The following is a 24,714-nucleotide window of genomic DNA, read 5'->3' on the forward strand; positions in this document are numbered from 1 at the left end:
CCCAGCCTAAGCTTCCAGCAGTTCTTTAAGCTGCTGTAATTTTTGGGCCGCCAGCTTCACGACTGGCTGCGGTACGGTAGAGTCATAATCCAGACCATGCGGAAAGGTTGCTTTTCCAAGATAAACAGCTTCAACTGCGAGAACCGTATCCGGTTTTTCGAGTTTGCCATCGATCGCACGGGTATTAATACGTACAAAGTATTCCGATTTGGTTTGTTCATCTTCAATTTTGTAGTCATATGTAGCACGATAATATTCCCATTGCCACCGGACAAATCCGACTTTCTCGGCGCTCTCATCCAGGTATGCCAAGTCGCTCTTCAAGCCATCCAAGCCTGTATTCTCAAAAATCATAAGCGTCTGATCCTCCTCATAAGCTTCCGAGAGTATAAATCTCGTTCTTTTCTCTAGTTTATGATAGTATGTTTCCCCTTCCCGTGCAAGCTTTCAAGCGGTCATTCGTATCGGTTTTCTTCCAATTCTGCTACAATATACAGCAATAGGTTTCAAGAGGAAGGTTCGGGCTTGATGAAAGTCCCGTATAGAGAGCGAAAGGATGGAGAGACATGACAAATAATATATGGTGGAATGACCTGCAAATCCACATGGTAGAATGGCGTCGTCATCTTCATCGGAATCCTGAGGTTTCCTTTCATGAGGAGAAGACATCCTCTTTTGTAGCGGGTATGCTGGAGAGCTTTGGCGTTGAAGTGAGACGACACGTTGGCGGACACGGGGTTATAGGTACCCTTCGTGGGGACAAGCCGGGACCTGTCGTTATGCTTCGTGCGGATATGGATGCACTTCCGATCCAGGACGAGAAGGACGTTGAATATGCATCACAACAAGCAGGAGCCATGCATGCCTGCGGCCATGATGGTCACATATCCATTTTGCTGGGCACGGCATTGTACTTCAGTCGTCATAAACATGAGATCAAGGGTGAGATTCGCTTTTTGTTCCAACCTGCAGAAGAATTACTTCCAGGTGGGGCGCTCAAGGTCATTGCAGACGGCGGACTGGAAGGGGTAGATGTCATCTATGGTATTCATCTGTGGACCCCGCTTCCTGTAGGCGTGGCAGCAAGTACTCCGGGGCCGATGATGGCAGCGGCAGATGACTTTTATATTGAGATCAAAGGAAAAGGTGGACATGGCGGCATGCCGCAATCCACAGTGGACAGCCTGGTGGCTGGCTCCGCCCTTGTAATGCAATTGCAGACGGTTGTCAGTCGTTCAGTGGACCCTTTGCGTCCCGCAGTATTGACGATTGGCACAATGCAGGCGGGGTCAGCGCAGAATATTATCGCCGAGTTATGCAAAATGACGGGTACGGTGAGAACCTTCGATGAAGAGACACGCAGTATCATGAAAGAACGTATGCATACGATTGTGGCTCAGACCGGAGAGATTTACGGTGCCGAGACGAAGTTGAACTATATTATGGGATATCCTCCTGTTGTGAATGATGAGCAGGAAACGGCACGATTCTTCAAGGAAGCGGTGGATGTATTTGGCGCAGACCATGTACAGAAATCACCGATGCTGATGCCGGCTGAAGATTTCGCTTATTACTTGCAGCAGATTCCTGGCTGCTTTATGTTTGTCGGAGCAGGCAACCCGGAGAAGAATGCCATCTATCCGCATCATCATCCCAAGTTTGACTTTGATGAGGATGCCATGCAGAATGCGGTGAAACTATTTATAGCAATGGCTAAAGGATATACAGCCGAATGATTTGAGTATAGTTGGGCATCCTATTCATACGAAGGTATGGGCAGGGTGCTTTTTTTGTTAGGTTTTTATAATGATTAGGTTAAGGTCGAACTGTTGTACGATACAGGTTCAATTTCGGAAGAAACCGGAACTGGACTTTTTGTGATGCCTGTTATTCGGAAAAACATATAACTCATTTTTAAATTAGGGAGGCAGCGGAATGGAAAAAACGGACGCCTGCATTGTCCAGCGTGATTTTACAGTATTGCTTGAAGTGGGCCATCATGGATTTGACCAAGCCCGAGCTCAATTAGGGATGTATGCCGAACTGGTGAAGACACCCGCGGCTTTTCATACCTATCGTATCACTGCATTATCGTTGTGGAATGCGGCTGCACTCGGATGGAGTGCTGATCAAGTGATAGCAAGTCTGGAATACGTGTCTCGTTGGAATGTTCCTGCCGCCCTGATTCAGGATATCCAGAGAATTATCCATCAATATGGGAAGCTTCAACTGAGGCCAGAAGCGAATCATGGGAGAATGCGTCTCGTGAGTGAAGACGAACGATTGCTGGATGAATTAAGCAGTATGAAGACCATCTCGGCTTTTCGAATGGAACGTGTCGATCCCCATGAGCTTATGCTTGGCGGTGAGCAACGCGGATTGTTGAAGCGGGAATTGACCCGTTTGGGTTATCCGGTGCTGGATTATGCGGGATATCGAGAAGGAACAAGTCTGCCGTTCGAATGGCGAGCTAATACGCTAGGCGACAGTTCTGATGGCTTCCGGTTGCGCCCGTACCAACGAGATGCTGTGGATGCTTTTGAAGGTAGCGAAGGCATGGGAGGAAGTGGTCTGCTTGTTCTTCCCTGCGGTGCAGGCAAAACGGTTATTGGGATGGCTGTATTAGAGCGTTTACAATGTGAATGCCTTATCTTGACCTCGAATACCACATCCGTGCGTCAATGGATTCAGGAATTGCAGGATAAAACAACGATAACGAGTGAACAGATTGGTGAGTATTCCGGTCAGAAAAAACAGGTGAAACCTGTGACCGTGGCTACTTATCAGATTCTTACACATCGAAAATCGAAAGATGCTGATTTTACTCATATCAAATTGCTTAGTGAACGTCAGTGGGGACTTATCATTTATGATGAGGTCCATCTGCTGCCAGCACCTGTATTTCGGGCTACTGCAGATATTCAGGCTACGAGAAGACTGGGATTGACAGCAACATTGGTGCGTGAGGATGGCTGTGAACAGGATGTGTTTTCACTAATTGGTCCGAAACTATATGACATGCCATGGAAAGAATTGGAACAGCAAGGCTGGATTGCTAATGTAGAATGTCAGGAAATACGCATCCCGTTTACTCCTGAACTACGATCAAACTATTTGGAAGCAGAGGTGAAACATCAATTTCGCCTTGCAGCGGAAAATCCGGCCAAATTAGCTGTGATCAAACGGATATTGGACCATCATGAGGGGATGCCAGCGCTTGTCATCGGACAGTATTTGGATCAGCTTGAGAGCATTGCCCGGGAAATTGAAGCGCCGCTCATATCGGGTACGATGTCGCAGCAAGAGCGAGTGAAATGGTTTGCAGCGTTCCGGCGTGGTGAGATCAAAACGATTGTAGTATCCAAAGTTGCCAATTTTGCCGTAGACTTGCCGGATGCTGCTGTTGCACTTGAAATATCCGGAAGTTTCGGTTCAAGGCAGGAAGAAGCCCAGCGATTGGGTCGGATCTTAAGGCCGAAGTCCGGAAAAAATAAAGCTTATTTCTATGCCCTTGTGTCCGAGGACAGTAAGGAACAGGAGTTTGCATTACGTCGTCAGATGTTTCTGGTCGAACAAGGATATGAGTACAAAATCGTTCATGAATTGCAATGAAAAAATGCTGTACATCTCTACTTAAAATTATGGGAAAGGCATGATAAGCAATGCATACACAAGGTAATCTGGATGTGAATTCATTAAAAGAGCTTTCATGCGTTGAAAGAATGGTACTTGGTGTGTTTTTCTGCAAATATGCTGGACAGCCCTTTTCCAACATGTTGACATCAGCAGAGTGGGCTGTGAATGGTCTTAGCAGAGCTGAAGCAGTAACCGCGTTTATAGCGCTTCGGCATAAAGGGTGGATTAAAGCTGTGCGCAAGTCTTGGGGCGAACGCCTGTATTACATACCAGAATCATTACTTTCGTTGTTAACTATTGCCTATGCAGCACGGGTCGGACATTTCGTTCAGCAGAAGGTGAACGTATTACAGAATGATATGACACAAGCTAAGTCCATCTCCAATAATGAAGTCCAGAAAGTGAACATTGTTCGAGAGGGGAAGCCGGATATTGCTGCGGAGCTTCTGCATGTATTGGCTTGGATGGTAAGGGAAGGTCAAGCTCAAGGCGGACTTCCATTAACAAGTAAGGGAACGATCCACAAGAAAATGGTGCAGCGATTAAGTCGAATGACGGTTCTGGACCCTGAAGACTTCGCCGAACTAGGTATTCGTTACGATCATGCGGATGTATATCCAGTCCATGTGGCCCTTGTGATTGATGTACTGCTTAGTCTGGGTTTGATTGAAAAGGCGCATAATCGAATGCATGTGTCATCTGATCGTCTTTATCACTGGTTATCAATGCCGTGGTCTTCAATGCACCGAGAAATTTATAGCATATGTCTGGACCGATATGGTATAGCGCAGCCCAAACTTCAACATTTTCGTCAGCAATTGCTGATGTTTGCTTCACGGGAAAATGAATGGTTGAGTATTGCAGCAGGAACTATATACGGCGACAACAATCCGGAAGAAGCAATTGTAAATAGTGAGAGTGGAGATTCTTTGAGACCATCTTTCTCAACACATATTCGAGGGTGGCTCAATGTTCTGGCAGGTTTGGGATATGGTGAGGTTGGTGAGTCAACTGCGGGAGAGCTTTTTTATCGCTGGCAGATTGATCCTAAACTCTTACTGAACTTGGCAAATGATGAGGCGGAACATGAGGGGGGGAATACCATTTTTGTTCAGCCTGACTTTGAAATTATGGTTCCCCCAGACGTAATTCCTTCGGTTCGCTGGAATTTGGATATTGGTGCAGAGCTTATAAGTCGTGATCGAATGTCCATATACCGGATAACAAAGGAACGAATCGTCGCAGCCTCAGAGATCGGTCTTACAGCGGATGCAATGATAAACTTCCTTAGGCGGTATGCTGCCTCGGGATTGCCTGAGCATGTGGAGCTGGCAATCCAGCAGTGGGGACAGGAGGCAGAACGACTTCACATCGATGCTGGGAAGAACGTTGATGAGGACGAAGCAACGGATACATTCAAGAAAAGGGATACATGGATATATGAATCAAGAAGTGAACTACCTGAGGAGTTGACCCGGACAGAGTCGGACGCCATTGCAGATGAGTCCATTGTCGGGGCAAATGAGTTCAATGTCGGACTTGAGGTGCAGAAGGAACTCTTTTATATTCGTGGGAGGGTAGGGCTCATTCAAGGTGAAACCAATTTGCACACGTATGAACAGGATCATTCCATCACGGAACAGTCGGGGCTGTTTCCCGGATACGGAGAGATCCCGGAGATGTGGCATAACGAGTGGCGGGGATATCATGTGTCCACTGCCCGTCAGATTGCTGCAAAAGCTATTGAATGGCAGACAAAACTGGGTCTGAAGCTGGACAACAATATCGTATACGTGATTCCCGATCAGATTCACGGTCATGAAGATTGGACACTAACCGGATGGTCCATAGCGGATGGTGATACAGATCCCGTAGAACGCCGTACTTTTTCACCTAACGAATGGAACCAGATCCGCCTGATTATTCCGGACCATGCATAAGTTTGATTATCTTTGCCAAAGCAGATCCCATGTTCCCCATATTTCTATTTGCAGGAAAAACTCTTCTTAACTTTTCGGGGATATGATATGATGAAGTAGTCTACGTTAAGTAGAACTTTATATATAGATAGGATGAATTTCATGAGCGTAGCGGAAATGAACACGGTCGATATGGCCCAAGTGTTAACGGGCGCATATGAACTGGGCGACATGATTAACCAATCAGCCGAAGTATCGGATTATTTATATTGGAAGCAGCAAGTGGAGACGAACCCTGAAATTCAGGCGGGAATACGCAAGCTGGACGCCAAAAAGGAACTATTCGAAGAAACCCAGCGTTTTGGGCATTTTCACCCGGACTATCACGCCGCAAAAGATCAGGTCCAGGCTTTGGAGATGGAGTTGGAACGTTTCGAGGCGGTAGCCCGCTTCAAACAGGCGGAGAAGGCATTGGACGATATGTTGTTCCAGATGTCGGAGACGATTGCATTCGCCGTGTCAACGACCATTAAGGTACCGAGCAATGATCCGAATCCGAAGGGCGGCTGCGGTAGCGGAGGCAAGTGCGGTTGTAGCTAAGATGTGATCAGAAAATAAATTCATGACAGACCGGACCTTTCCGAGGCTCCGGTCTCCATTATAGAAAGGCGGGGAAAATGATGTTTGCGGAAAGGACAGGATTCATTATTTGGGTCAGTGATTTGAAAGCGGCTCGTAATCTCGAAAAGTATGGTACCGTTCATTACATCTCCCGCCGTATGCATTATGTCGTCATGTATGTTAATGCAGAGCGGGCAGAAGATACGATGAAAAATGTGAACAGACTTTCCTATGTGCGCAAGGTTGAACGTTCCTACCGGAATGAGATCAAAACAGAGTATGCTAGCAAAACAATGGACAAAACGAGTTTTTACGGGATATAACAAAATGGTTTCGGAATGTACAGTGAACTTGTTGCCACAGTACATTCCGAAACGATTCACCAGAGGGGTCCTTCGGGGCCGCTCTTTTATTGAATTAGGCATAAACTGGATTTTGTGAAAAAAACTGAAGTTACGCCTTGAGGTTGCGGGACTTATGTTGTAATATATTGGGTAAATAAATAGATAGAAAGTCCTATCTGGTGGAGAGTGATTCCCATGCGTGATAAGGTGATGCAACGTTGGAGCACGTATGAGCCTTTTTTCGTGGCTCTTGGAGACAAAAAAGTGGCCGACATCGTCATTACCAATCATGCCAAGATGCGGTATGCAGACCGTATTGAGCCGGCACGTAATGATGATGACCATATTGCGGCATGGTTATGGGAGTGTCTGAAGCAGGACCGTATTACACCATACTACCGTAATGAGCAGGATGTTTACCTGATCGACGAAGATCTGGTTGTGGTTGCTGAATTTTCCGAACTTGAAGGGGAATATGATATTGCTGGCAATCCGCTTCATAAGATGATTGTTGTTACGTTTCTGGGGAAAATGTCCGAGACAATTGAACTGCGGGATTTAAAATCGTATTATTCTTGGCTAAGACATTCAAGACGAATGACTCTTGTCAAGAACAGTCGCAAGCATAAGTAAGTTTGGAATAATCCATATTTTCGAATTGATAGATTCAGGTTACATCGCATGCAGACAAGCTGCATGCTTTTTTTGTTGGAATTCACGAAATCGGCTACAATGGGGAAAGCGTACAGAAGAGGGGCGAAGATATGAATTTTCATCAATTGCATATTTTTTATACCGTAGCAGAGAAGGGAAGTTTTTCAGCGGCTGCGCAAGCACTACATATGACACAACCTGCGGTGACGATGCAGATTCAATCGCTTGAGGATTATTTTGGGACCAAGCTGCTGCATCGTTCTACCAAGAAAATAGAATTATCCGAGGCGGGGCGGACATTACTGCCTCATGCCAAACGCAGTGTAGAGTTGGTCAGACAGACAGATGAGGCGATGTCTGCGTTTACACAAATGCTGCAAGGCCGATTGCAGCTTGGTGCAAGTTTGACGATTGGTGAGTATGTGCTGCCACGCATGCTGGGTCCTTTTGCCCGTCAATACCCGGATATCTCGATCGTTATGAAAGTGATGAATACGACGCAAATTATGGACGATATCTTGAAACATCAGCTTAACTTTGGACTGATTGAAGCCCCGGTTCATCACCCGGATATGATTGTAGAGCCGGTCATGCAGGATGAATTGAAGCTGGTTGTTCCGGCAGGACATGCACTGGCAGATCGTGGTGAAGTAGAGCTGGAAGATGTGCTGAGCTACGCATTTGTACTGCGGGAGAAAGGCTCAGGCACCCGTCAGGTGATGGAGGATCAGCTGCAGAAGAGAAATATAGACCCACAGGACATGAATGTAGTGATGGAACTTGGCAGTACAGGTGCTGTGAAATCTGCCGTAGAAGCGGGTGTGGGCATCACCATGTTATCCCCGTCGTCGGTTCAGCATGAGCTGGCTCTTGGACTGGTTCATATCGTGGATATTCGTGGGCTTGAGTTCAAAAGACAATTCTACGCTATACATCTGAAATCTTCATTACTTCCCTTGTCAGCAGTAGCTTTCCTGAATTATTTACGTCAGCAGGAGCAGACATTATGAGAAGGAAGAGCGGAATAAGAGGATAATATCATTTAGAAATTCGTCCAGCTAATCACTTGATATAAGAAGGAGCTGTTGTTCATATGCATCAATCTAACGGACGTTGTGATCTTCATACGCATAGCCAAGCGTCGGACGGAATGCAGCCACCTGCCGAGAATGTGAAGCTTGCCAAACAAAGGGGTCTGTCTGCGGTTGCGCTGACGGATCACGATACCGTAGCGGGTGTAGCCGAGGCACAGCAGGCTGGCCGTGAATATGGGGTTGACGTTGTGGCAGGAGTAGAGATCAGCACCCGCGCAGGCGGTAAGGATATTCATGTGCTGGGGTATTATGTGAATACAGAAGATGAGAAATTTCTGGATCGACTGCGCGGGCTGCGTGAAGCGAGAGAGGAACGCAATCATCTGATCATTGCCAAGCTGCAGGAGCTTGGACTCGAAATTAGCTGGCAGGAGGTCATTGATGGCCTTGGCCGACCGCTGGAGCCGGATGAAAGCATCGGTAGACCTCATATGGCCGATGTGTTGGTACGGAAAGGATATGCCGCTGATATGAGGGATGCGTTCAATCGTTATCTGGCTGAAGGTCAACCGGGCTTTGTGTCGGTTCCCCGAGTTGCACCAGAAGACGCATGCCAGTGGATTAAAGATGCGGGTGGTGCTGCTGTTATTGCTCATCCTGGTTTATACGGAGACGATGAATTGGTTCGTCGTATTCTGGAGGACTCCCGCCCTGACGGTATTGAAGTGGTTCATTCGGATCATGGACCAGAAGAAGAGCGCAGATATGCGGAGTTGGCACAGGAATTTGGGCTTATTCAAACAGGCGGTTCGGATTACCATGGTGTAAGGCAAGGGGTAGTATTCCACGGGGATCTGGGTAGCAAAACCGTAACCATTGATGTGCTCGATAAACTCCGGGCTGCCGCCGCAAAGTCTTGATTCGGAAACTCTCTTCAGTTGTTGTATGAGACTGGGGTATAAGGGATCGGATGTCATCGTGCTAAAATTGAATATGAAAAAAAGAAAGGACATAGAGATGGGTGAGCGTTAGTCGCTAGCCATGTCTCTATGTCCTTTTGGATTGCCTATAATGGGCTAGGTGATGGAATAATTCACCCATGTGCCGCGAGCAGCCCCAAGGCGTTCAAATAACTGCTGTGCCCGCTCGTTGGTTGCTGCTGTGATCCAAGACATGTAAGCACATCCGTGTTCACGTGTATATCGCTGACAATGTTCAAACAATCTGGCCTCGGCTTCTCCTTCTCTCCAAGCTTCCGTCACAAACAAGTCATTCATAATGGCCACGCGGTTTGCCTTCATCGTGCTGTAGGTAAAATAGAGTGTAGCGAACCCGATGAGTTCACCATCCTGCTCTGCAACGAATTGAACACCAATCTGCTGATCAAGCAGGTTTTTGAACAAAAGCTCGATTGCCTGATCACCAGGCCAGGGGTTGTTATAAAAGCCGACGACATACTCTTGCATTAATGCACTCAGCGGCAGTATATCATTAGGCTGAGTTGGTCTGATATTTAGCGTCATGGGACACATCCTTAGAAGTTAATATATAGATTTCATAATTGAATTATTATACATTAAAATGAATTTATATTCAATCAAGTGGTTCAACTGCATGACGTCCATATTTATTTGAAAACAAAGAAAATCCCCCGGATCGTCTTTTGTTCCGGAGGATTTTCTGTTGCCTAACAGGATTGAAAGCAAACATCTTATCCATTTTTGATCGTGGATGGCAAACTTTTAACCAGTTCTTCGTTCGGCGTCACAAACAGGGTCTTCTGGTGGTCATAAATGACAAAGCCTGGTTTGGAGCCGCTTGGCTTACGCACATGTCGTATAAAGGTGTAGTCCACCGGCACGCTGCTGGATTCTTTGGCCTGACTGAAATATGCCGCGAGTTGTGCAGCTTCCTCCAGCGTTGCTTCGCCAAAGTCTGTGCTGCGAATGACGACATGTGAACCCGGGATGTCTTTGGTATGCAACCAGGTATCATTGGCAGAAGCCAGACGGTTGGTGACATACTCATTTTGCAGGTTATTTTTACCTACGAGAAGTTCAATGCCTTCGGAAGAAGTAAACTGATGCACGGTTGGGCGGTCGTTTTTCTTTTTCTTTTTGCCTTTTTTGTTACGGTCACGAAGATAACCCTGTTGCACTAGCTCTTCGCGAATTTCTTCGATGTCATTCATGGACGCGATAGACAGCTGCTGGAGCAGATTGTCGAGATAGTTGATTTCGTCTTTCGTTTTTCCAAGCTGCTCATGAATAACTGCCAGACTGTTCTTGTATTTGTTATATCGTTTGAAATAACGTTGAGCGTTGTCAGACGGTGTTAGTAATGGGTCAAGCTGAATGGTAATGTTGGCTTGATCTTCATCATAGAAGTTCACAAGCTCCACACTTTTGTCCCCTTTACTAACCTGGTGCAGGGAGGCAAACAACAGCTCACCCCATAATCTGAATTTATCCGCATCGTCGGCTTCCAACAGATCCTTGTTCAGGTTGTCCAGCTTTTTGATGTTTTTGCTGCGCTCATTTTGCAGAAAACGTAGAAGATCGCTCACTCTTTGCTTAACCGTATCCCGCTCAGCCTTGTCTCCGTAATAATCCTCCATACACTTGCTCATCGTGTCATAGGTTTTCTCTGCGTCCTGAATGCTCTGAAGCTGAACGGCTGAGAAAATCATTTTGCCTTTGGCATTTAGCCCGGTTACAGGCGTATAACTATTATCTCTTACTGGCCCCATGATGGACTCAAAAGCAGTCCACAGCGCATCGGCTTCGATTCTAGCATCTTCACCTTCGCTTAGAGCGTGGTCGTCACCTTGATCGGCAGATACCCGAGAGGTAATCTCTCCTGCGATCAGCGGACTAAGACCGCTGAATGAATTCACCAACCAGCGAGAGGCTTCTTCTTCAGTAGCAGTATAGCTATTTCGGAATTCAGTGCTGCTAACTTCCAGTGGATTGCTTTTATGCTGCTCTGGTGGTTCGGTGTACGAAAATCCAGGCATAATGACCCGGTAACTGCTGATGGACGGGGTTACGTGATGAATTCCATCCAGAATCGTTCCTGTTATCGGATCGACCAAAACAATATTACTGTGACGCCCCATCAGTTCAATGATGATCCGTTTGACCGAAACATCCCCCAGTTCATCACGCTGACGCACGTCAATATGAATAATCCGCTCCATGCCAATCTGACGGATATCCTCAATGATCGCGCCCTCGCAGTGCTTGCGCAGCAGCATGCAGAACATCGGAGCTTCAGTGGGGTTAACAAACGTTTTTTCGGTAAAATGCACACGCGGATATGTCGGGCTGGCCGAAATAAGCAATTTGCTATTTCCGCGCTGAGCACGGAGGGTCAGTACAACATCATGGCCGTTAGGTTGATGTATTTTGCTGATTCGTCCGCCCTTGCAGCCTTGCAGTTCATGCACGATAGCTCGTGTTACGATGCCGTCCAATGCCATTTTTTTCAACGTCCTTTCTATCTATAACTGAAATGAACACCGGGATATGTAAAAAAGAACCCGTTGCAGATTCGTATTCGTTTGTATAGCAAAAAATCGGATTGCCACTGTGTACGTAACCACAGACCTTTATTTTAGCTTATTCTGCCCATCAGGGAAAGGATTCGCCATCGGGTGCTAATTAGGGTCCTGTCCGAATACATATAGAGCAGGTAGTTTGTCCGGCATCGCGTACAACCTGTTGATTAGCATAGCCGGTGTAGTATGTGTGACGTTTTACAGAGGAAATACAGACTGGGAGGGAATTTTGAAGCATGGAACATACCAAGTGGCACCAACTAAGCGTTGAAGAGCTTCGTAACACTCTTGGCGTCAGTCTTGAGGAAGGATTAACGGAAGAGACTGCAGCAGAAAAGAGGAAGACTGCCGGTTCGAATGAGCTGAGCGAAGGAAAGCGCATATCTCCAATCACATTATTGCTTAATCAATTTAAGGATTTCATGGTTCTGGTCTTGATGGGGGCCACACTGGTGTCCGGATTGCTTGGAGAATACCTGGATGCTGTAACGATTGTTGCCATCATCGTCCTTAATGCCATTCTTGGTTTTGTACAGGAATTCCGGGCGGAGCGTTCCCTTCGTGCGTTGAAACAATTGTCAGCCCCATTGGCCAAAGTGCTAAGGTCGGGTCAGGAAGTTCATCTTGCAGCCAAACTTCTGGTGCCAGGGGATATTGTGCTTGTGGAAAGCGGTGATCGCATACCTGCCGATGTGCGCTGGCTGTCCACGAACAGCCTCGATGTGGAGGAATCTGCACTTACTGGGGAATCAGTTCCTGTAAGCAAACATTTCCATCCCATAGCTGCGGATGACGTGCCGCTCGGAGATCAGAAGAACATTGGATTCATGGGAACCATGGTTACTCGCGGTACCGCCAAGGGCGTTGTGATCCGGACGGGCATGGATACCGAGATGGGCAAAATCGCCGATCTGATCCAGAATACGGAGGAACAGGAAACACCACTGCAACACAGGCTGGAACAGCTGGGTAAAATTTTGATTTTTGTGGCGCTTGGATTAACCGTTATGGTTGTTGTTGCAGGTATTCTGCATGGACAGCCGGCAGTAGGCATGTTTCTGGCAGGGGTCAGCCTCGCAGTGGCCGCCATACCAGAAGGGTTGCCAGCGATTGTAACGATTGCGCTAGCCCTGGGCGTACAGCGTATGATCAAGCGAAAAGCGATTGTGCGCAAGCTTCCCTCTGTGGAAACCCTTGGTTGTGCCTCGGTCATCTGTTCGGATAAAACGGGTACGTTGACCCAGAACAAGATGACGGTTACGGACGTGTGGCTGGAGGGACGCAGCATCAAGGTCACGGGGGATGGATATGCACCAGAAGGGCAGATGCTGGAGAATGGTCGTACCTTGGAACTGAAGAGTGACCAGACATTGCGGAGAATGCTTCAGATCAGCGCACTTTGTAACAATGCCAGTATTATCGAGAGTGTTGCAGATGAGATGCGGAATAAAAAGAAAGGCAAAGAGACAAATAAGGATAGTAAGAAAGAGGCGAAGAAAGGTACAAAAAAAGATCAAGTTAATGAATCGGTCAAGGAAGAGAGCGTGGTATGGGAGCTGAAAGGCGACCCTACGGAAGGGGCGCTCATAACACTGGCTTCCAAAATGGGGCTTACCCCCGCTGGCCTCAAAGAGCTATATGCACGTGAGCAGGAATTCCCGTTTGACTCTGATCGGAAGCGGATGTCCGTCCTGGTTCATCATCAGGGTGGGCGCATGATCTACACCAAGGGTGCACCGGATGTGCTGATTGGGCAATGCAGCTACATTTTGTGGGAAGGCAATGTTGTACCTTTCACAGGAACGCTGCGGCAGAAAGTCATGGCGGCGAACGAGAATATGGCGGGTTCTGCACTGCGGGTTCTCGGGATGGCTTACCGCGATGTACGGCCGAATGAAAAAGTAGAGAATGAACATGCTGCCGAGAGCCAACTCGTCTTTGTCGGGCTTGCAGGCATGATTGATCCACCGCGGCGTGAGGCACGGGATGCAATTGCGACTTGTCGCAGAGCAGGCATACGCACCGTTATGATTACGGGCGATCATGGCACGACGGCAGAGGCTATCGCCCAGCAGTTGGGTATTCTTCAGCGGGGTGGGTCTTCACTTAGCGGCCAACAATTGGCGGGCATGACGGACGAGCAATTGGATAAACAGGTAGAGGGGATTTACGTATTCTCACGAGTATCGCCTGAGCACAAACTGCGGATTGTAAAATCATTACAGCGTAAAGGGCATGTCGTAGCGATGACTGGAGATGGCGTGAATGACGCACCAGCCATTAAAGCAGCAGACATCGGTATTGCGATGGGAATTACCGGCACGGATGTGACGAAGGAAGCATCGGCGTTAATCCTGAGTGATGATAATTTTTCTACTATAGTAGCTGCAATTGAAGAAGGACGTAATATTTATGAGAACATCCGCAAGTTTATCCGGTATTTGCTGGCATCCAACGTTGGCGAGATTTTAACGATGTTTTTCGCGATGATGATGGGATTGCCGTTGCCACTCGTGCCGATCCAGATTCTGTGGGTCAACCTGGTGACGGATGGCTTGCCAGCAATGGCACTCGGTGTGGATCAGCCGGAAAAAGATCTGATGGAGCACAAGCCACGTGGCTCCAAGGAAAATATTTTTGCCAGACGACTGGGCTGGAAAATTGTCAGTCGGGGTGTATTGATCGGACTTTGCACACTCGGGGCATTCTGGCTTACCCTACAGGCCGCGCCGGATCAACCGGGTCAGCTCATTAAAGCTCAATCTGTAGCCTTTGCTACGCTCGTTTTGGCACAGCTCATTCATGTATTCGACTGCCGTAGTTCACGCTCCATCTTTCATCGGAATCCATTGCAGAACAAGTATCTGGTGTTTGCAGTTATTTCATCCATCGTGCTGATGCTGGCGGTCATGTATGTAGAGCCGCTGCAGCCTATCTTCAAAACCGTACCGCTGGGTATGCGTGAATGGGCGATTTCCATCGTTGCCGCAGGTATTCCAACCTTCCTTATGGGAGTGGGCAGCGTGTGGGGAGGTCGTCGCAACCGTCGCCGCATGGGCCCTGAGCGCTTCGTACCGAAAAGTACAAAGTTTTCGGCATAAAATCAATAGCAATTGCTTATCGTTTTCGTTATGCTATCCTCAAAATGATTCGAGGCGAGATTCCTCGGCATTTTGCAGGATAGCTTTTTTTATTTGGAATGTTGGATATGAATTTTCCGGGTTATCCTGTAGAGGAGCAAGAATAACGCTTTGGCAGCAGACTGCCAAAAGGAGTGGGCAAGGTATGGAATTTACAAAAATGCATGGACTCGGCAACGATTTTATTGTTGTGTTTGGAGAACAACAGCTTCCGGCTGATGCAGCAGAATTAGCTGTAAAATGGTGCAACCGTTTCTTCGGCATCGGCGCGGATGGCCTGGTTTATATACTACCTTCAGAGAAGGCGGATTTTCAGATGCGCATCATGAACTCGGACGGTTCGGAGGCAGAGCAATGCGGCAATGCCATCCGCTGTGTATCCAAATATGTATATGATCATGGTCATGTGACCCAAGAACAGATTACGATTGAAACCATCGGTGCGGGTGTACAACCCGTAAGCTTGAACATTCGTGATGGTAAAGTGGAAACGGTTCGTGTGGATATGGGAGAACCTATCCTGAATGGACTTCAGGTTCCCACCACCGTCGATGCCAACCCGGTGGTAGATCACTCCATTGAAGTGAGTGGACAGGAGTTCAAATTTACGGCAGTCTCTATGGGTAATCCTCATGCAGTCATCTATGTCGATGATGCTGTCAATTTCGATCTCTCGACATGGGGGCCACTTCTTGAAGTTCATCCTATGTTCCCGAAAAAAATCAATGTAGAGTTCGCGACGGTTCGCGATCGCGGATATGTGGACATGCGTGTGTGGGAACGCGGTGCTGGCCCAACACTTGCCTGTGGAACTGGAGCTTGCGCAACACTGGTATCATCCGTTCTGAACGGACATACGGATCGCACAGCGGTGATCAGCCTCAAGGGCGGCGATCTTCATATTGAGTGGAACGAAGCAGACAATCACGTATACATGACTGGGCCTGCCGAAGTTGTTTTCAAGGGAGTCACTTCGTAAAGGATACGTTTAAATGAGGAGGCCTTAGGGCCTCTTTTTTTGCAGTTATATGAATTCCTACTAGTCCAGATGGTTATAGAAACTGAATTTCACGAAAAACCTGTGTTTTTCTTCGTTTTCAGATGTTTTTTGTGTTACATTAGTATGAAATGATCAGTCAGGCGGGGGGAAAAGGGATGAAGGCGGATTTACGCAGTGTAATGCAGGAACGGGTCCTCATAGGGGATGGGGCGATGGGAACTTTCCTGTATCAGATGGGATTCCCGGTAGGGATTTCTTATGAAGAGTTGAACTTGATTTCACCTGAAGTGGTGGCAGATGTGCATCGTCGTTATCGCGATGCGGGTACAGAAATTCATGAAACCAATACGTACTCTGCCAATTACGATAAGTTGTCCAAGTTTGGTCTGGAATCCAAGGTGGAGGATGTAAATCGTGCCGGTGTGCGCATTGCCAAAGAAGTAGCTGGGCCAAACGGTTATGTTCTGGGCGCGGTTGGCTCCATTCGTGGAGGAAAGCGGACGAACGTATCAACAAGTGAATTGAAGCGCTTCTACCAGCAGCAGATTTTTGCACTGCTCGAAGAAGGAGTGGACGGCATTCTGCTCGAAACCTTTTATGATATCGAGGAGATGGATATCGCCCTTCTGCAGGCGCGCAAGCTGAGTGATCTCCCGGTAATTGGACAGTTCGCTGTTGAGGATGTAGGGCATACACTGGATGGATACACGATGCCTGAAGCTTTCCGAATCATGCGTGAGCAAGGGGCTGACGTCATTGGTTTCAACTGCCGTTCCGGTCCAAACGGAATTATGCGGGCGATGGAAACTGTATCAGGCCGTATCGGTGTTCCCATGTCTGTTTACCCGAATGCGGGTGCCGCGGATTACGTCGATGGTCAGTTCCGTTATGGAGCGTCTCCGGAATACTTCGGACAGACCGCAGTGCAATTCGCTGATCTGGGCGCACGTATTATCGGAGGCTGCTGTGGTACGACACCTGATCATATCGCGGCAATTGCCCAGGCTCTTGTTGAGTACACACCTGCTCCGATACTGGAACCTGATCCGTCCGAGTCGAAACCGCGTATCATCTTGCATGAGAATGTAGATGAACGGTCTGGACGGGGTGGGCAGCCTACGATTGTGGATCTGGTCAAACAACGTCATACCGTCATCGTCGAACTTGACCCACCGCGTGATCTCGACATTGCGAAGTTTATGAAAGGTGCCGAGACACTGAAAGCGGCTGGTGCAGATGCATTAACATTGGCTGATAATTCCCTGGCGGTTACCCGGATGAGCAACATGGCTCTAGGTCATCTTGTTCAGGATCGTACTGGATTGCGCCCACTGGTGCATATTGCATGTCGTGACCGGAATCTGATCGGGACACAATCGCACATGATGGGATTTGATGCTCTGGGCATTAATCATGTACTCGCTGTAACAGGTGATCCTGCACGATTTGGTGATTTGCCCGGATCAAGCTCGGTATACGATCTGACTTCATTTGAAATTATACGTATGATCAAACAGTTGAACGACGGCGTGTCCTTCTCCGGTAAACCGCTTAAGCAGAAGGCAGGCTTTGTTATCGGTGCCGCATTTAACCCGAATGTGAAACATCTGGATAAGGCTGTACAGCGTCTTGAGAAAAAGATTGCTTCCGGAGCCGATTATATTATGACACAGCCGGTATACGATCCTGAACTAATCGTAGCCATGCATGAAGCGACCAAGCATCTGGATGTGCCGATCTTCGTAGGGGTAATGCCGTTAGCCAGCGGCCGAAATGCAGAATACCTGCATAATGAGGTTCCGGGTATTCAACTGTCGGATGAAGTTCGCTCCCGGATGGCTGGTCTCGAAGGCGAAGAAGGTCGAGCAATGGGTGTGAAGATCGCCAAGGAGCTTCTGGATGTAGCAACAAAACATTTCAAAGGAATCTATCTAATGACTCCATTTATGTTCTATAGTATGACGGCCGAATTGACCCAATATGTGTGGGAGAAGTCGGAGCATCAATGTCCTACTTGTTTCAACCCTAATAATCAATTACAATAGTGTAACGGATGTGATGCCGATGTCATTCAGTATGACCGGATACGGTCAATCCGCCTTTCATTTTGGAGGCTATAAGGTACAATTGGAAATCAAGTCTGTCAATCATCGTTATTGCGAAGTGATGATGCGTCTCCCAAGAGAGTGGACGTGTTATGAAGACGGATTGAGGAAAAAGGTACAAAGCCGCTTAAAACGTGGGCGGATTGATGTTTATGTAATGAAAGAAAAAGATGAAGACCAGGCTCTTCCCGCTGTTCTGAATGAGCAGGCGGTCAGGGCCTATCTTCAGGCCGCAGAGCAATTGGAGAGCCGCTATGGTATGCAGGGCAAACCGAGTATTATGGATATGCTGGCACTTCCAGATGTCATGGTTCATTCGGATGGGACGAGTTCGCTTCCGGAAGAGCAGAAGGACGAATGGGAGCGTGTCCTGCAGCAGGGGTTGGAAGAGGCTTTATCCGGTCTGGAGCAGATGCGCGCCCGCGAGGGTCTTCATCTGGCCAGTGATCTGGAACGACGTGTCAGTCGTCTGGAATCACTGCATACCGAGATGCTTGCTCTTGCGCCGACTGTGGTGAGTGATCATCGCAACAAGTTAAGACAAAGGCTTACGGAAATGCAGGAAGAAGGCTCTTTCCCTTTTGACGAGCATAAATTGGGTATGGAAATTGCTATGTTTGCCGATCGTTCTAACATAGAGGAAGAGCTTACGCGTCTACTCAGTCACTTTGGACAGAGCAGGGAGCTGCTGAAAAGTGATGAGCCAGTAGGCCGCAAGTTGGACTTTCTTATTCAGGAGATGAATAGGGAAGTCAATACGATTGGATCAAAAGCCAACCATTTGGCTCTGGTGAACCGTGTTGTCGAGATGAAGGCGGAACTGGAGAAAATTCGTGAGCAAGCGGCGAATATCGAATGAACGGTCATATTTCGGCAAAAGAGTCGCATGTATAGGGGGAAGAACCTGATTATGGCAATCAAACTCATTAACATTGGATTCGGTAACATCGTATCGGCGAACCGGATTATATCCATCGTGAGTCCGGAATCGGCGCCGATCAAGAGGATTATACAAGAGGCAAGAGACCGTCATATGCTGATAGACGCAACGTACGGAAGACGTACTCGTGCCGTGATTATTACGGATAGCGATCATGTCATTCTGTCTGCGGTTCAGCCAGAAACGGTCGCCCATCGTCTTTCTTCGAAAGATGATGACAACGACGAATAAAATGGAGTGTAATATGTCTAAGGGATTACTGGTAGTGTTGTCCGGCCCATCTGGGGTCGGGAAGGGTACAGTATGCAGCGCTTTGCGCAAACGGGTGCCGGAATTGATTTATTCTGTCTCGGCAACGACTCGTCAGCCACGTCTGGGTGAGGAACATGGCGTCAATTATTTCTTCAGAAGCCATGAAGAATTCCTGAACATGATTGCTGAAGATCAATTGTTGGAACACGCAGAATATGTAGGGAACTATTACGGAACACCGCGTGATTTTGTGGAGAAAACGATTAACGAAGGCCGGGACATCATTCTTGAGATTGAAGTTCAAGGCGCGTTGAAGGTGAAAGAAAAGTTCCCGGAAGGGATCTTTGTATTTCTGTTGCCTCCTTCATTGGACGAGCTTAAAGATCGCATTCAGGGCCGTGGTACGGAAAGTCAGGCGACGATTGATCACCGGATGTCCGTCGCGGTAGATGAGATCAGTCTGCTGGAGCAGTACGATTACGCTGTCGTTAATGATGAAATTGATTTGGCGTGTAAACGAATAGAAAGCATCATTATCGCCGAACATTGTAAGATCAATAAATAATCCATTTGCCGCCGCAAAATGCGATAATCAGTGGAGAAGCTGTCATAGGATATATGTAGAGCAGCTCCAGTCTGGTTCACGCATACAGCGGTGCACCATGATTCCGTCAGGCAGCGAATTGTGATTATACTAATGCAAAGAGGTGTTTTGTAAATATGCTGTATCCTTCTATTGATGAAATGATGAACAAAGTCGACAGCAAGTATTCCCTTGTTGTTGCCGCTTCCCGCCGGGCAAGACAGCTTCGTGAAGGTGAGAAAACGGATTTGAGAAATGCCAGATCTCATAAACAGGTTGGCGTTGCACTTGAAGAAATTTATGGTGATCTGCTCGTTGTCATCAAAGGACAGGACGAAGAGGAAGAAGAGTAAGCCGCCTGCGGCTGCTCTTCAACTGCATACGGCGCAAGCCGGATTTATTTGACAACCGCGAGGTTGTTATTTTTTTCTCTATTCATCATTATAAACGTCGTATATCGGGGGGATAACCATGTTGAACGGTAAAAAAATCGTGCTTGGTGTGACTGGCGGCATAGCCGCATACAAAGCGGCTACATTATGCAGTAGACTGGTGCAAAAAGGAGCGGACGTTCATGTCATTATGACGGATTCCGCGAAACAGTTTATTACCGAATTAACGCTGCAAACCTTGACCCGAAATGTGGTATATAGTGATACATTTGATGAGCGGGAGCCTTCGGTCGTCTCGCATATCCATCTGGCTGATATGGCCGATCTTGTTCTGGTTGCTCCGGCAACAGCCAATGTCATTGCCAAAATGGCACATGGGATGGCTGATGATATGCTCTCTACAACCTTGCTTGCAACCACTGCTCCGGTGATGATTGCGCCAGCGATGAATGTACATATGTATGATCATCCGGCTGTACAACATAATATGTGCCTGTTAACCGAGCGCGGAACGATGATGATTGAACCAGGTGAAGGTCAACTGGCCTGCGGCTATGTGGGCAAAGGTCGTTTGGAAGAGCCAGAGACGATTGTCGATGTGGTGGAACGTTTTTTTGAACAGCAGGAGTCTGCCAAACGGGAACGTAATGAACAGTTTTCTTTGTTGAGTGGGAAGAAGGTTGTGGTCACTGCAGGAGGTACCATAGAACGAATTGATCCGGTGAGATATATTACCAATGATTCCTCTGGAAAAATGGGTTTTGCCATTGCAGCGACAGCACGTGATCTGGGGGCAGATGTAACTTTAGTTATGGGGAATACCCAGGTTCAGCCGCCAGCCAATGTACATGTGATCCCGGTGCAGTCTGCGCAGGATATGTATGATGCGGTAGCAGGTGAGTGGGATGATGCAGATATCGTGGTTAAGGCCGCAGCTGTTGCGGATTATCGTCCCAAGGAAGTGTACACAGAGAAAATCAAGAAGAAAGGCGATACATTATCGCTTGAACTTATTAAAAATATAGATATTCTTGAAACGCTGGGTAAGCAGAAGAGCCATCAATTTTTGATTGGTTTTGCTGCGGAGACCAATTCATTAGAAATGTATGCACGTGAGAAACTGGAACGGAAAAACTGTGATCTGATCGTAGCCAATGATGTCACCCAGGCGGGTGCCGGATTTGGAACAGATACCAACGCGGTGCACATCTATGACCGTGAAGGTTTGGTGGAAGAGCTTCAGGTGGTTGCCAAGGAAGAGGTAGCTCGCCGGTTGCTTTCGATTGCGGCGGAGCGCATTGCCGGGAGGAATTAATATGGAGATCGCCAAGGTTATTGTCGATGTTCCGGTGAAGGAAACGGACCGGCCGTTTGATTATCTGGTGCCGGAATCCATGCGTGAATGGATTGAAATAGGCAGCAGGGTAGGTGTACCTTTTGGTCATCGGACGGTGCAGGGTTTCGTGATTGATCTGGTGCCTCGCACGGGTACGGAGACTTTCAAACTCAAACCGATTCAGGAATTGCTGGATATCGTTCCACCGTTATCAGAAGATTTGGTTGAATTAGCTGAATGGATGAGTGAACGTTATGCCAGCAACCGCATTTTGTCTTTGCAGGTGATGGTACCGACTGCGTTGAAAGGGAAAGCAGAACGGTACATCTCACTTGGAGATGCCCTGGATGGACAAATGGCAGGTTCAACATCAGGTGAAGAAGTTCTTTTTGTGTGGGGAGAAGAATCGACTTCAGAAAAAGTGCAGCAAGATATTATTCGTTTTGTGAAGAGTCGTGGGCAGGTTCCCCTTCAGCAATTAAGTCGTAAATACCCCAATCATGCTGCGCTGATCAAGAAGTTGTTGCTCAGTGGTGTCCTGCTTGAAAGTCAGGCGATTAAGGACAAGCTGAATAAAAAAACGATGAAATCCATTAATCTAGCTGTGGATGCAGCGGCTGCGGAAGAGGCATTGACTTCATTCCCGGCAAAGGCGCAACGGCAGAAAGAAGTTTTGGCTTTCTTGCTGGAAATGAAAGAACTGTTGCCGATGGCGATGAAAGAATTGCTGTCCACACTTCAGGTATCAGCGGCTACAGTCAAAGGTCTGGAGGAGAAAGGGCTGGTTGTAACGGATGACGTCGAAGTCTTTCGTGATCCTTATCAGGGACGTAAGTTTCGTGCGACCGAGCCACTGAATCTGACCGATGAGCAGCAGCTTGTCTATAACAATATTAATGGTCGATTGCAGGAAAGGCGCCATGGCGTCTTTTTGCTTCATGGTGTAACAGGCAGCGGCAAGACGGAAGTATACCTCCAGACCATTCAGCGCTGTATTGAACAGGATCGGCAGGCGATTGTGCTTGTACCCGAGATTGCATTGACACCGCAGATGGTTGAGCGTTTTAAAGGACGTTTTGGTGATCAGGTTGCCGTGATGCACAGTCGTTTGTCTGGTGGAGAGCGTTATGATGAGTGGCGCAAAATTCGGGAAGGCCAGGTGAAAGTTGCCATTGGCGCCCGTTCAGCAGTCTTTGCTCCGTTCAGTCGTCTTGGTCTGATCATTATGGACGAGGAGCACGAGACTTCATATAAACAGGAAGAAACCCCGAAATATCATGCCCGTGATGTAGCGGTAAAAAGAGCACAGCAGCACCAGGCTGTCGTTGTCCTGGGTTCAGCGACACCTTCACTGGAAAGTTACTATGCTGCTCGTTCGCAGAGCAATGATGATTTTGCACCACTTTTGTTGGAGATGCCGACCCGCGCACTTGGTAATAAGCTGCCGGAGGTACGGATTGTTGATATGCGTGAAGAGTTGAAGGACGGTAATCGCTCGATGTTCAGCCGCGCCTTGCACAAAGGGCTGGAAGAGCGGTTGGAGCGTGGGGAACAGACCGTGCTTTTGCTGAATCGACGCGGCTATTCCACCTTTGTGATGTGTCGCAGTTGTGGTTACGTCGCAGGCTGTCCCGAGTGTGATATTTCATTAACCTATCATCAGCGTTCCAACAATCTTCGTTGTCACTATTGTGGATATGCGGAAGCAGCACCAGAAGTGTGCCCGGATTGTGGCAGCGAGCATATTCGATATTTCGGTACAGGTACGCAGCGGGTAGAGGAAGAATTGGCGAAGTTGTTCCCGGGTATTCGCGTCATTCGGATGGACGTGGATACAACGAGCGAAAAAGGTTCGCATGAGAAGTTATTGAAGCAGTTTCGCGAGAAAAAGGCAGACGTATTGCTCGGTACCCAGATGGTGGCTAAAGGGCTTGATTTTCCTGATGTCACTCTGGTTGGTGTCATTACCGCAGACTCCGCACTCAATTTGCCTGATTTCAGGGCTGCCGAAAAAACATTTCAACTGCTCACCCAGGTGGCGGGTCGTGCAGGTCGACATCAACTGCCGGGCGAGGTATTCGTTCAGTCCTATACACCAGAGCACTATTCGATTGGGCATGCGAGCCAGCATGACTATGTTTCGTTTGTCCGTGAGGAATTATTGCATCGGCGCAATTTGCAGTATCCGCCTTACTGTCGCCTGATTTTGGTGACCTTCTCACATGAGCAGCTTCCGGTACTGATCCGACTGGCTGAGAACTACACACGAATACTGAAAGAAAAGGCAAATGCTGCTGGCTGGTTAGGCAGTTTGGATCGTTTCAGCAATGATGCCTTTGACGTGCTTGGCCCGGTAGCATCACCGATTCCCCGGATCAAGAATAGATACAGATTCCAATGTATGATAAAATGGCGGGGGGATGTCGACGCCATTGGCCTGGCGCTCGCGACGGCCCGGCGCATGGACGACGACGTTCAGGCGCAGAAGCTGCAAATTAGTCTGGATGTAGACCCGCAAATGTTAATGTGAGCATTTGTAGTAAAATGCGGATGTAAACAGGCGGTATAAACATAGATTAAAACAACATGAATGATGGCTCGAACTTAAAATCAGTTTTTGATACCTGCTACATAGCAGAAAATCAGTACTATTTTTGAAATGAGCCTGATGTCCTGAAATTATGATGAGGATTAGGAAGGTGCTTACAACATGTCGATTCGTATTATCGTGAAAGAACCGGATGAGGTACTACACAAAAGAGCTAAAGAAGTAACGAAAGTTACACCCAATGTACAGAAACTGCTGGATGATATGGCAGATACGATGTATGACGCAGAAGGCGTAGGTCTGGCTGCACCACAGGTTGGTATTTTGAAACGGCTTATTGTGATCGATTGCGGAGATGAGCAGGGCCTGATCAAGATGATCAATCCGGAGATTATTGCGAGTGAGGGAGAGCAATTTGGACCCGAAGGATGCTTGAGTATTCCTGGTATTAACGGTGATGTGCGTCGTTTTGAGACAGTTACTGTCAAAGGGTTGGACCGCGAAGGCAAGGAACTGATTATTACGGGCAGCGGACTGTTGTCTCGCGCATTCCAACATGAGATTGACCATTTGGATGGCGTGCTATTTACGGATATTGCTGAAAAGGTGTACGAAATTGCAGCCGATCAAACCGGGCCGCGTCGTAACTAA

The 24,714-nt window shown here is 47.7% G+C and carries 21 protein-coding genes; 18 read left to right on the forward strand and 3 right to left on the reverse strand.

Translation table 11 applies throughout. The features are described 5' to 3' along the window. Positions 1 to 6: 6 nt before the first annotated feature. Positions 7 to 354, reverse strand: a complete 348-nt coding sequence (locus HW560_RS16150; protein WP_053784292.1) for a YugN family protein — start codon at positions 352 to 354, stop codon at positions 7 to 9. Between the two features lie 212 nt (positions 355 to 566). Here HW560_RS16150 and HW560_RS16155 point away from each other — a divergent pair, with 212 nt between their 5' ends. From HW560_RS16155 to HW560_RS16190, 8 genes are all read left to right on the forward strand, one after another. Next, positions 567 to 1,736 carry a M20 family metallopeptidase gene (locus HW560_RS16155; protein WP_179263901.1) on the forward strand — a complete coding sequence of 390 codons (1,170 nt, stop codon included), beginning with the start codon at positions 567 to 569 and terminating at the stop codon, positions 1,734 to 1,736. A 199-nt stretch (positions 1,737 to 1,935) separates the two neighbouring features. Further along, positions 1,936 to 3,612: a DNA repair helicase XPB gene (locus HW560_RS16160; protein WP_179263903.1), complete on the forward strand. Its 1,677-nt coding sequence runs from the start codon at positions 1,936 to 1,938 to the stop codon at positions 3,610 to 3,612. A gap of 50 nt (positions 3,613 to 3,662) precedes the next feature. After that, positions 3,663 to 5,576 carry a helicase-associated domain-containing protein gene (locus HW560_RS16165; RefSeq protein WP_179263905.1) on the forward strand — a complete coding sequence of 638 codons (1,914 nt, stop codon included), beginning with the start codon at positions 3,663 to 3,665 and terminating at the stop codon, positions 5,574 to 5,576. A gap of 141 nt (positions 5,577 to 5,717) precedes the next feature. Then, positions 5,718 to 6,155 carry a YlbF/YmcA family competence regulator gene (locus HW560_RS16170; RefSeq protein ID WP_179263907.1) on the forward strand — a complete coding sequence of 146 codons (438 nt, stop codon included), beginning with the start codon at positions 5,718 to 5,720 and terminating at the stop codon, positions 6,153 to 6,155. 80 nt (positions 6,156 to 6,235) lie between these two features. Beyond that, positions 6,236 to 6,499, forward strand: a complete 264-nt coding sequence (locus HW560_RS16175; protein ID WP_063565591.1) for a YlbG family protein — start codon at positions 6,236 to 6,238, stop codon at positions 6,497 to 6,499. Between the two features lie 216 nt (positions 6,500 to 6,715). Next, a complete protein-coding gene (locus tag HW560_RS16180) occupies positions 6,716 to 7,153 on the forward strand; it encodes a hypothetical protein (protein WP_063565592.1) in 438 nt (145 codons plus the stop codon). A 131-nt stretch (positions 7,154 to 7,284) separates the two neighbouring features. Next, the gene (locus tag HW560_RS16185; RefSeq protein ID WP_090901078.1) at positions 7,285 to 8,184 is read left to right on the forward strand and encodes a selenium metabolism-associated LysR family transcriptional regulator; all 900 of its coding nucleotides are present in this window, start codon (positions 7,285 to 7,287) and stop codon (positions 8,182 to 8,184) included. Positions 8,185 to 8,267: 83 nt separating this feature from the next. Next, a complete protein-coding gene (locus HW560_RS16190) occupies positions 8,268 to 9,128 on the forward strand; it encodes a PHP domain-containing protein (RefSeq protein WP_090901075.1) in 861 nt (286 codons plus the stop codon). 156 nt (positions 9,129 to 9,284) lie between these two features. On the opposite strand, the gene HW560_RS16195 is transcribed toward HW560_RS16190, so the two are convergent. Both HW560_RS16195 and HW560_RS16200 read right to left on the reverse strand, forming a co-directional pair. Continuing rightward, on the reverse strand, positions 9,285 to 9,731 hold the full coding sequence (locus HW560_RS16195) for a GNAT family N-acetyltransferase (RefSeq protein WP_090901072.1): 447 nt from the start codon (positions 9,729 to 9,731) through the stop codon (positions 9,285 to 9,287). 188 nt (positions 9,732 to 9,919) lie between these two features. Beyond that, positions 9,920 to 11,689: an Rqc2 family fibronectin-binding protein gene (locus tag HW560_RS16200; RefSeq protein ID WP_179263909.1), complete on the reverse strand. Its 1,770-nt coding sequence runs from the start codon at positions 11,687 to 11,689 to the stop codon at positions 9,920 to 9,922. Positions 11,690 to 12,003: 314 nt separating this feature from the next. Here HW560_RS16200 and HW560_RS16205 point away from each other — a divergent pair, with 314 nt between their 5' ends. The 10 genes from HW560_RS16205 to def all read left to right on the forward strand — a co-directional run bounded on the left by HW560_RS16205 (position 12,004) and on the right by def (position 24,714). Continuing rightward, complete coding sequence (locus HW560_RS16205; protein WP_090901066.1) at positions 12,004 to 14,868, forward strand: calcium-translocating P-type ATPase, SERCA-type; 2,865 nt, start codon at positions 12,004 to 12,006, stop codon at positions 14,866 to 14,868. Positions 14,869 to 15,052: 184 nt separating this feature from the next. After that, positions 15,053 to 15,886, forward strand: coding sequence for a diaminopimelate epimerase (gene dapF, locus HW560_RS16210; protein ID WP_090901063.1), 834 nt, complete (start codon positions 15,053 to 15,055; stop codon positions 15,884 to 15,886). 176 nt (positions 15,887 to 16,062) lie between these two features. Beyond that, positions 16,063 to 17,952 (forward strand): bifunctional homocysteine S-methyltransferase/methylenetetrahydrofolate reductase, encoded by a 1,890-nt coding sequence (locus HW560_RS16215; RefSeq protein ID WP_090901060.1) that lies wholly within the window; start codon positions 16,063 to 16,065, stop codon positions 17,950 to 17,952. A 19-nt stretch (positions 17,953 to 17,971) separates the two neighbouring features. Continuing rightward, on the forward strand, positions 17,972 to 18,871 hold the full coding sequence (locus HW560_RS16220; protein ID WP_076288229.1) for a YicC/YloC family endoribonuclease: 900 nt from the start codon (positions 17,972 to 17,974) through the stop codon (positions 18,869 to 18,871). Positions 18,872 to 18,922: 51 nt separating this feature from the next. Next, the gene (gene remA / locus HW560_RS16225; protein WP_006209218.1) at positions 18,923 to 19,183 is read left to right on the forward strand and encodes an extracellular matrix/biofilm regulator RemA; all 261 of its coding nucleotides are present in this window, start codon (positions 18,923 to 18,925) and stop codon (positions 19,181 to 19,183) included. A gap of 13 nt (positions 19,184 to 19,196) precedes the next feature. Continuing rightward, on the forward strand, positions 19,197 to 19,769 hold the full coding sequence (gmk, locus tag HW560_RS16230; RefSeq protein WP_024631121.1) for a guanylate kinase: 573 nt from the start codon (positions 19,197 to 19,199) through the stop codon (positions 19,767 to 19,769). A 155-nt stretch (positions 19,770 to 19,924) separates the two neighbouring features. After that, complete coding sequence (gene rpoZ / locus HW560_RS16235) at positions 19,925 to 20,140, forward strand: DNA-directed RNA polymerase subunit omega (protein ID WP_024631120.1); 216 nt, start codon at positions 19,925 to 19,927, stop codon at positions 20,138 to 20,140. 118 nt (positions 20,141 to 20,258) lie between these two features. Next, positions 20,259 to 21,494: a bifunctional phosphopantothenoylcysteine decarboxylase/phosphopantothenate--cysteine ligase CoaBC gene (gene coaBC, locus HW560_RS16240; protein WP_179263911.1), complete on the forward strand. Its 1,236-nt coding sequence runs from the start codon at positions 20,259 to 20,261 to the stop codon at positions 21,492 to 21,494. 1 nt (position 21,495) lies between these two features. Beyond that, positions 21,496 to 24,045, forward strand: coding sequence for a primosomal protein N' (priA, locus tag HW560_RS16245; protein WP_179263913.1), 2,550 nt, complete (start codon positions 21,496 to 21,498; stop codon positions 24,043 to 24,045). Between the two features lie 180 nt (positions 24,046 to 24,225). Then, the gene (gene def, locus HW560_RS16250; RefSeq protein WP_090901049.1) at positions 24,226 to 24,714 is read left to right on the forward strand and encodes a peptide deformylase; all 489 of its coding nucleotides are present in this window, start codon (positions 24,226 to 24,228) and stop codon (positions 24,712 to 24,714) included.

The organism is Paenibacillus sp. E222 (genome assembly GCF_013401555.1).
Lineage (GTDB): Bacteria > Bacillota > Bacilli > Paenibacillales > Paenibacillaceae > Paenibacillus.

Bases quoted from the DNA above. Each gene is read 5' to 3' on its own strand.
- HW560_RS16150 (WP_053784292.1), bottom strand. From the start codon at position 354: ATGATTTTTGAGAATACAGGCTTGGATGGCTTGAAGAGCGACTTGGCA.
- HW560_RS16155 (WP_179263901.1), top strand. From the start codon at position 567: ATGACAAATAATATATGGTGGAATGACCTGCAAATCCACATGGTAGAA.
- HW560_RS16160 (WP_179263903.1), top strand. From the start codon at position 1,936: ATGGAAAAAACGGACGCCTGCATTGTCCAGCGTGATTTTACAGTATTG.
- HW560_RS16165 (WP_179263905.1), top strand. From the start codon at position 3,663: ATGCATACACAAGGTAATCTGGATGTGAATTCATTAAAAGAGCTTTCA.
- HW560_RS16170 (WP_179263907.1), top strand. From the start codon at position 5,718: ATGAGCGTAGCGGAAATGAACACGGTCGATATGGCCCAAGTGTTAACG.
- HW560_RS16175 (WP_063565591.1), top strand. From the start codon at position 6,236: ATGTTTGCGGAAAGGACAGGATTCATTATTTGGGTCAGTGATTTGAAA.
- HW560_RS16180 (WP_063565592.1), top strand. From the start codon at position 6,716: ATGCGTGATAAGGTGATGCAACGTTGGAGCACGTATGAGCCTTTTTTC.
- HW560_RS16185 (WP_090901078.1), top strand. From the start codon at position 7,285: ATGAATTTTCATCAATTGCATATTTTTTATACCGTAGCAGAGAAGGGA.
- HW560_RS16190 (WP_090901075.1), top strand. From the start codon at position 8,268: ATGCATCAATCTAACGGACGTTGTGATCTTCATACGCATAGCCAAGCG.
- HW560_RS16195 (WP_090901072.1), bottom strand. From the start codon at position 9,731: ATGACGCTAAATATCAGACCAACTCAGCCTAATGATATACTGCCGCTG.
- HW560_RS16200 (WP_179263909.1), bottom strand. From the start codon at position 11,689: ATGGCATTGGACGGCATCGTAACACGAGCTATCGTGCATGAACTGCAA.
- HW560_RS16205 (WP_090901066.1), top strand. From the start codon at position 12,004: ATGGAACATACCAAGTGGCACCAACTAAGCGTTGAAGAGCTTCGTAAC.
- dapF (WP_090901063.1), top strand. From the start codon at position 15,053: ATGGAATTTACAAAAATGCATGGACTCGGCAACGATTTTATTGTTGTG.
- HW560_RS16215 (WP_090901060.1), top strand. From the start codon at position 16,063: ATGAAGGCGGATTTACGCAGTGTAATGCAGGAACGGGTCCTCATAGGG.
- HW560_RS16220 (WP_076288229.1), top strand. From the start codon at position 17,972: ATGTCATTCAGTATGACCGGATACGGTCAATCCGCCTTTCATTTTGGA.
- remA (WP_006209218.1), top strand. From the start codon at position 18,923: ATGGCAATCAAACTCATTAACATTGGATTCGGTAACATCGTATCGGCG.
- gmk (WP_024631121.1), top strand. From the start codon at position 19,197: ATGTCTAAGGGATTACTGGTAGTGTTGTCCGGCCCATCTGGGGTCGGG.
- rpoZ (WP_024631120.1), top strand. From the start codon at position 19,925: ATGCTGTATCCTTCTATTGATGAAATGATGAACAAAGTCGACAGCAAG.
- coaBC (WP_179263911.1), top strand. From the start codon at position 20,259: ATGTTGAACGGTAAAAAAATCGTGCTTGGTGTGACTGGCGGCATAGCC.
- priA (WP_179263913.1), top strand. From the start codon at position 21,496: ATGGAGATCGCCAAGGTTATTGTCGATGTTCCGGTGAAGGAAACGGAC.
- def (WP_090901049.1), top strand. From the start codon at position 24,226: ATGTCGATTCGTATTATCGTGAAAGAACCGGATGAGGTACTACACAAA.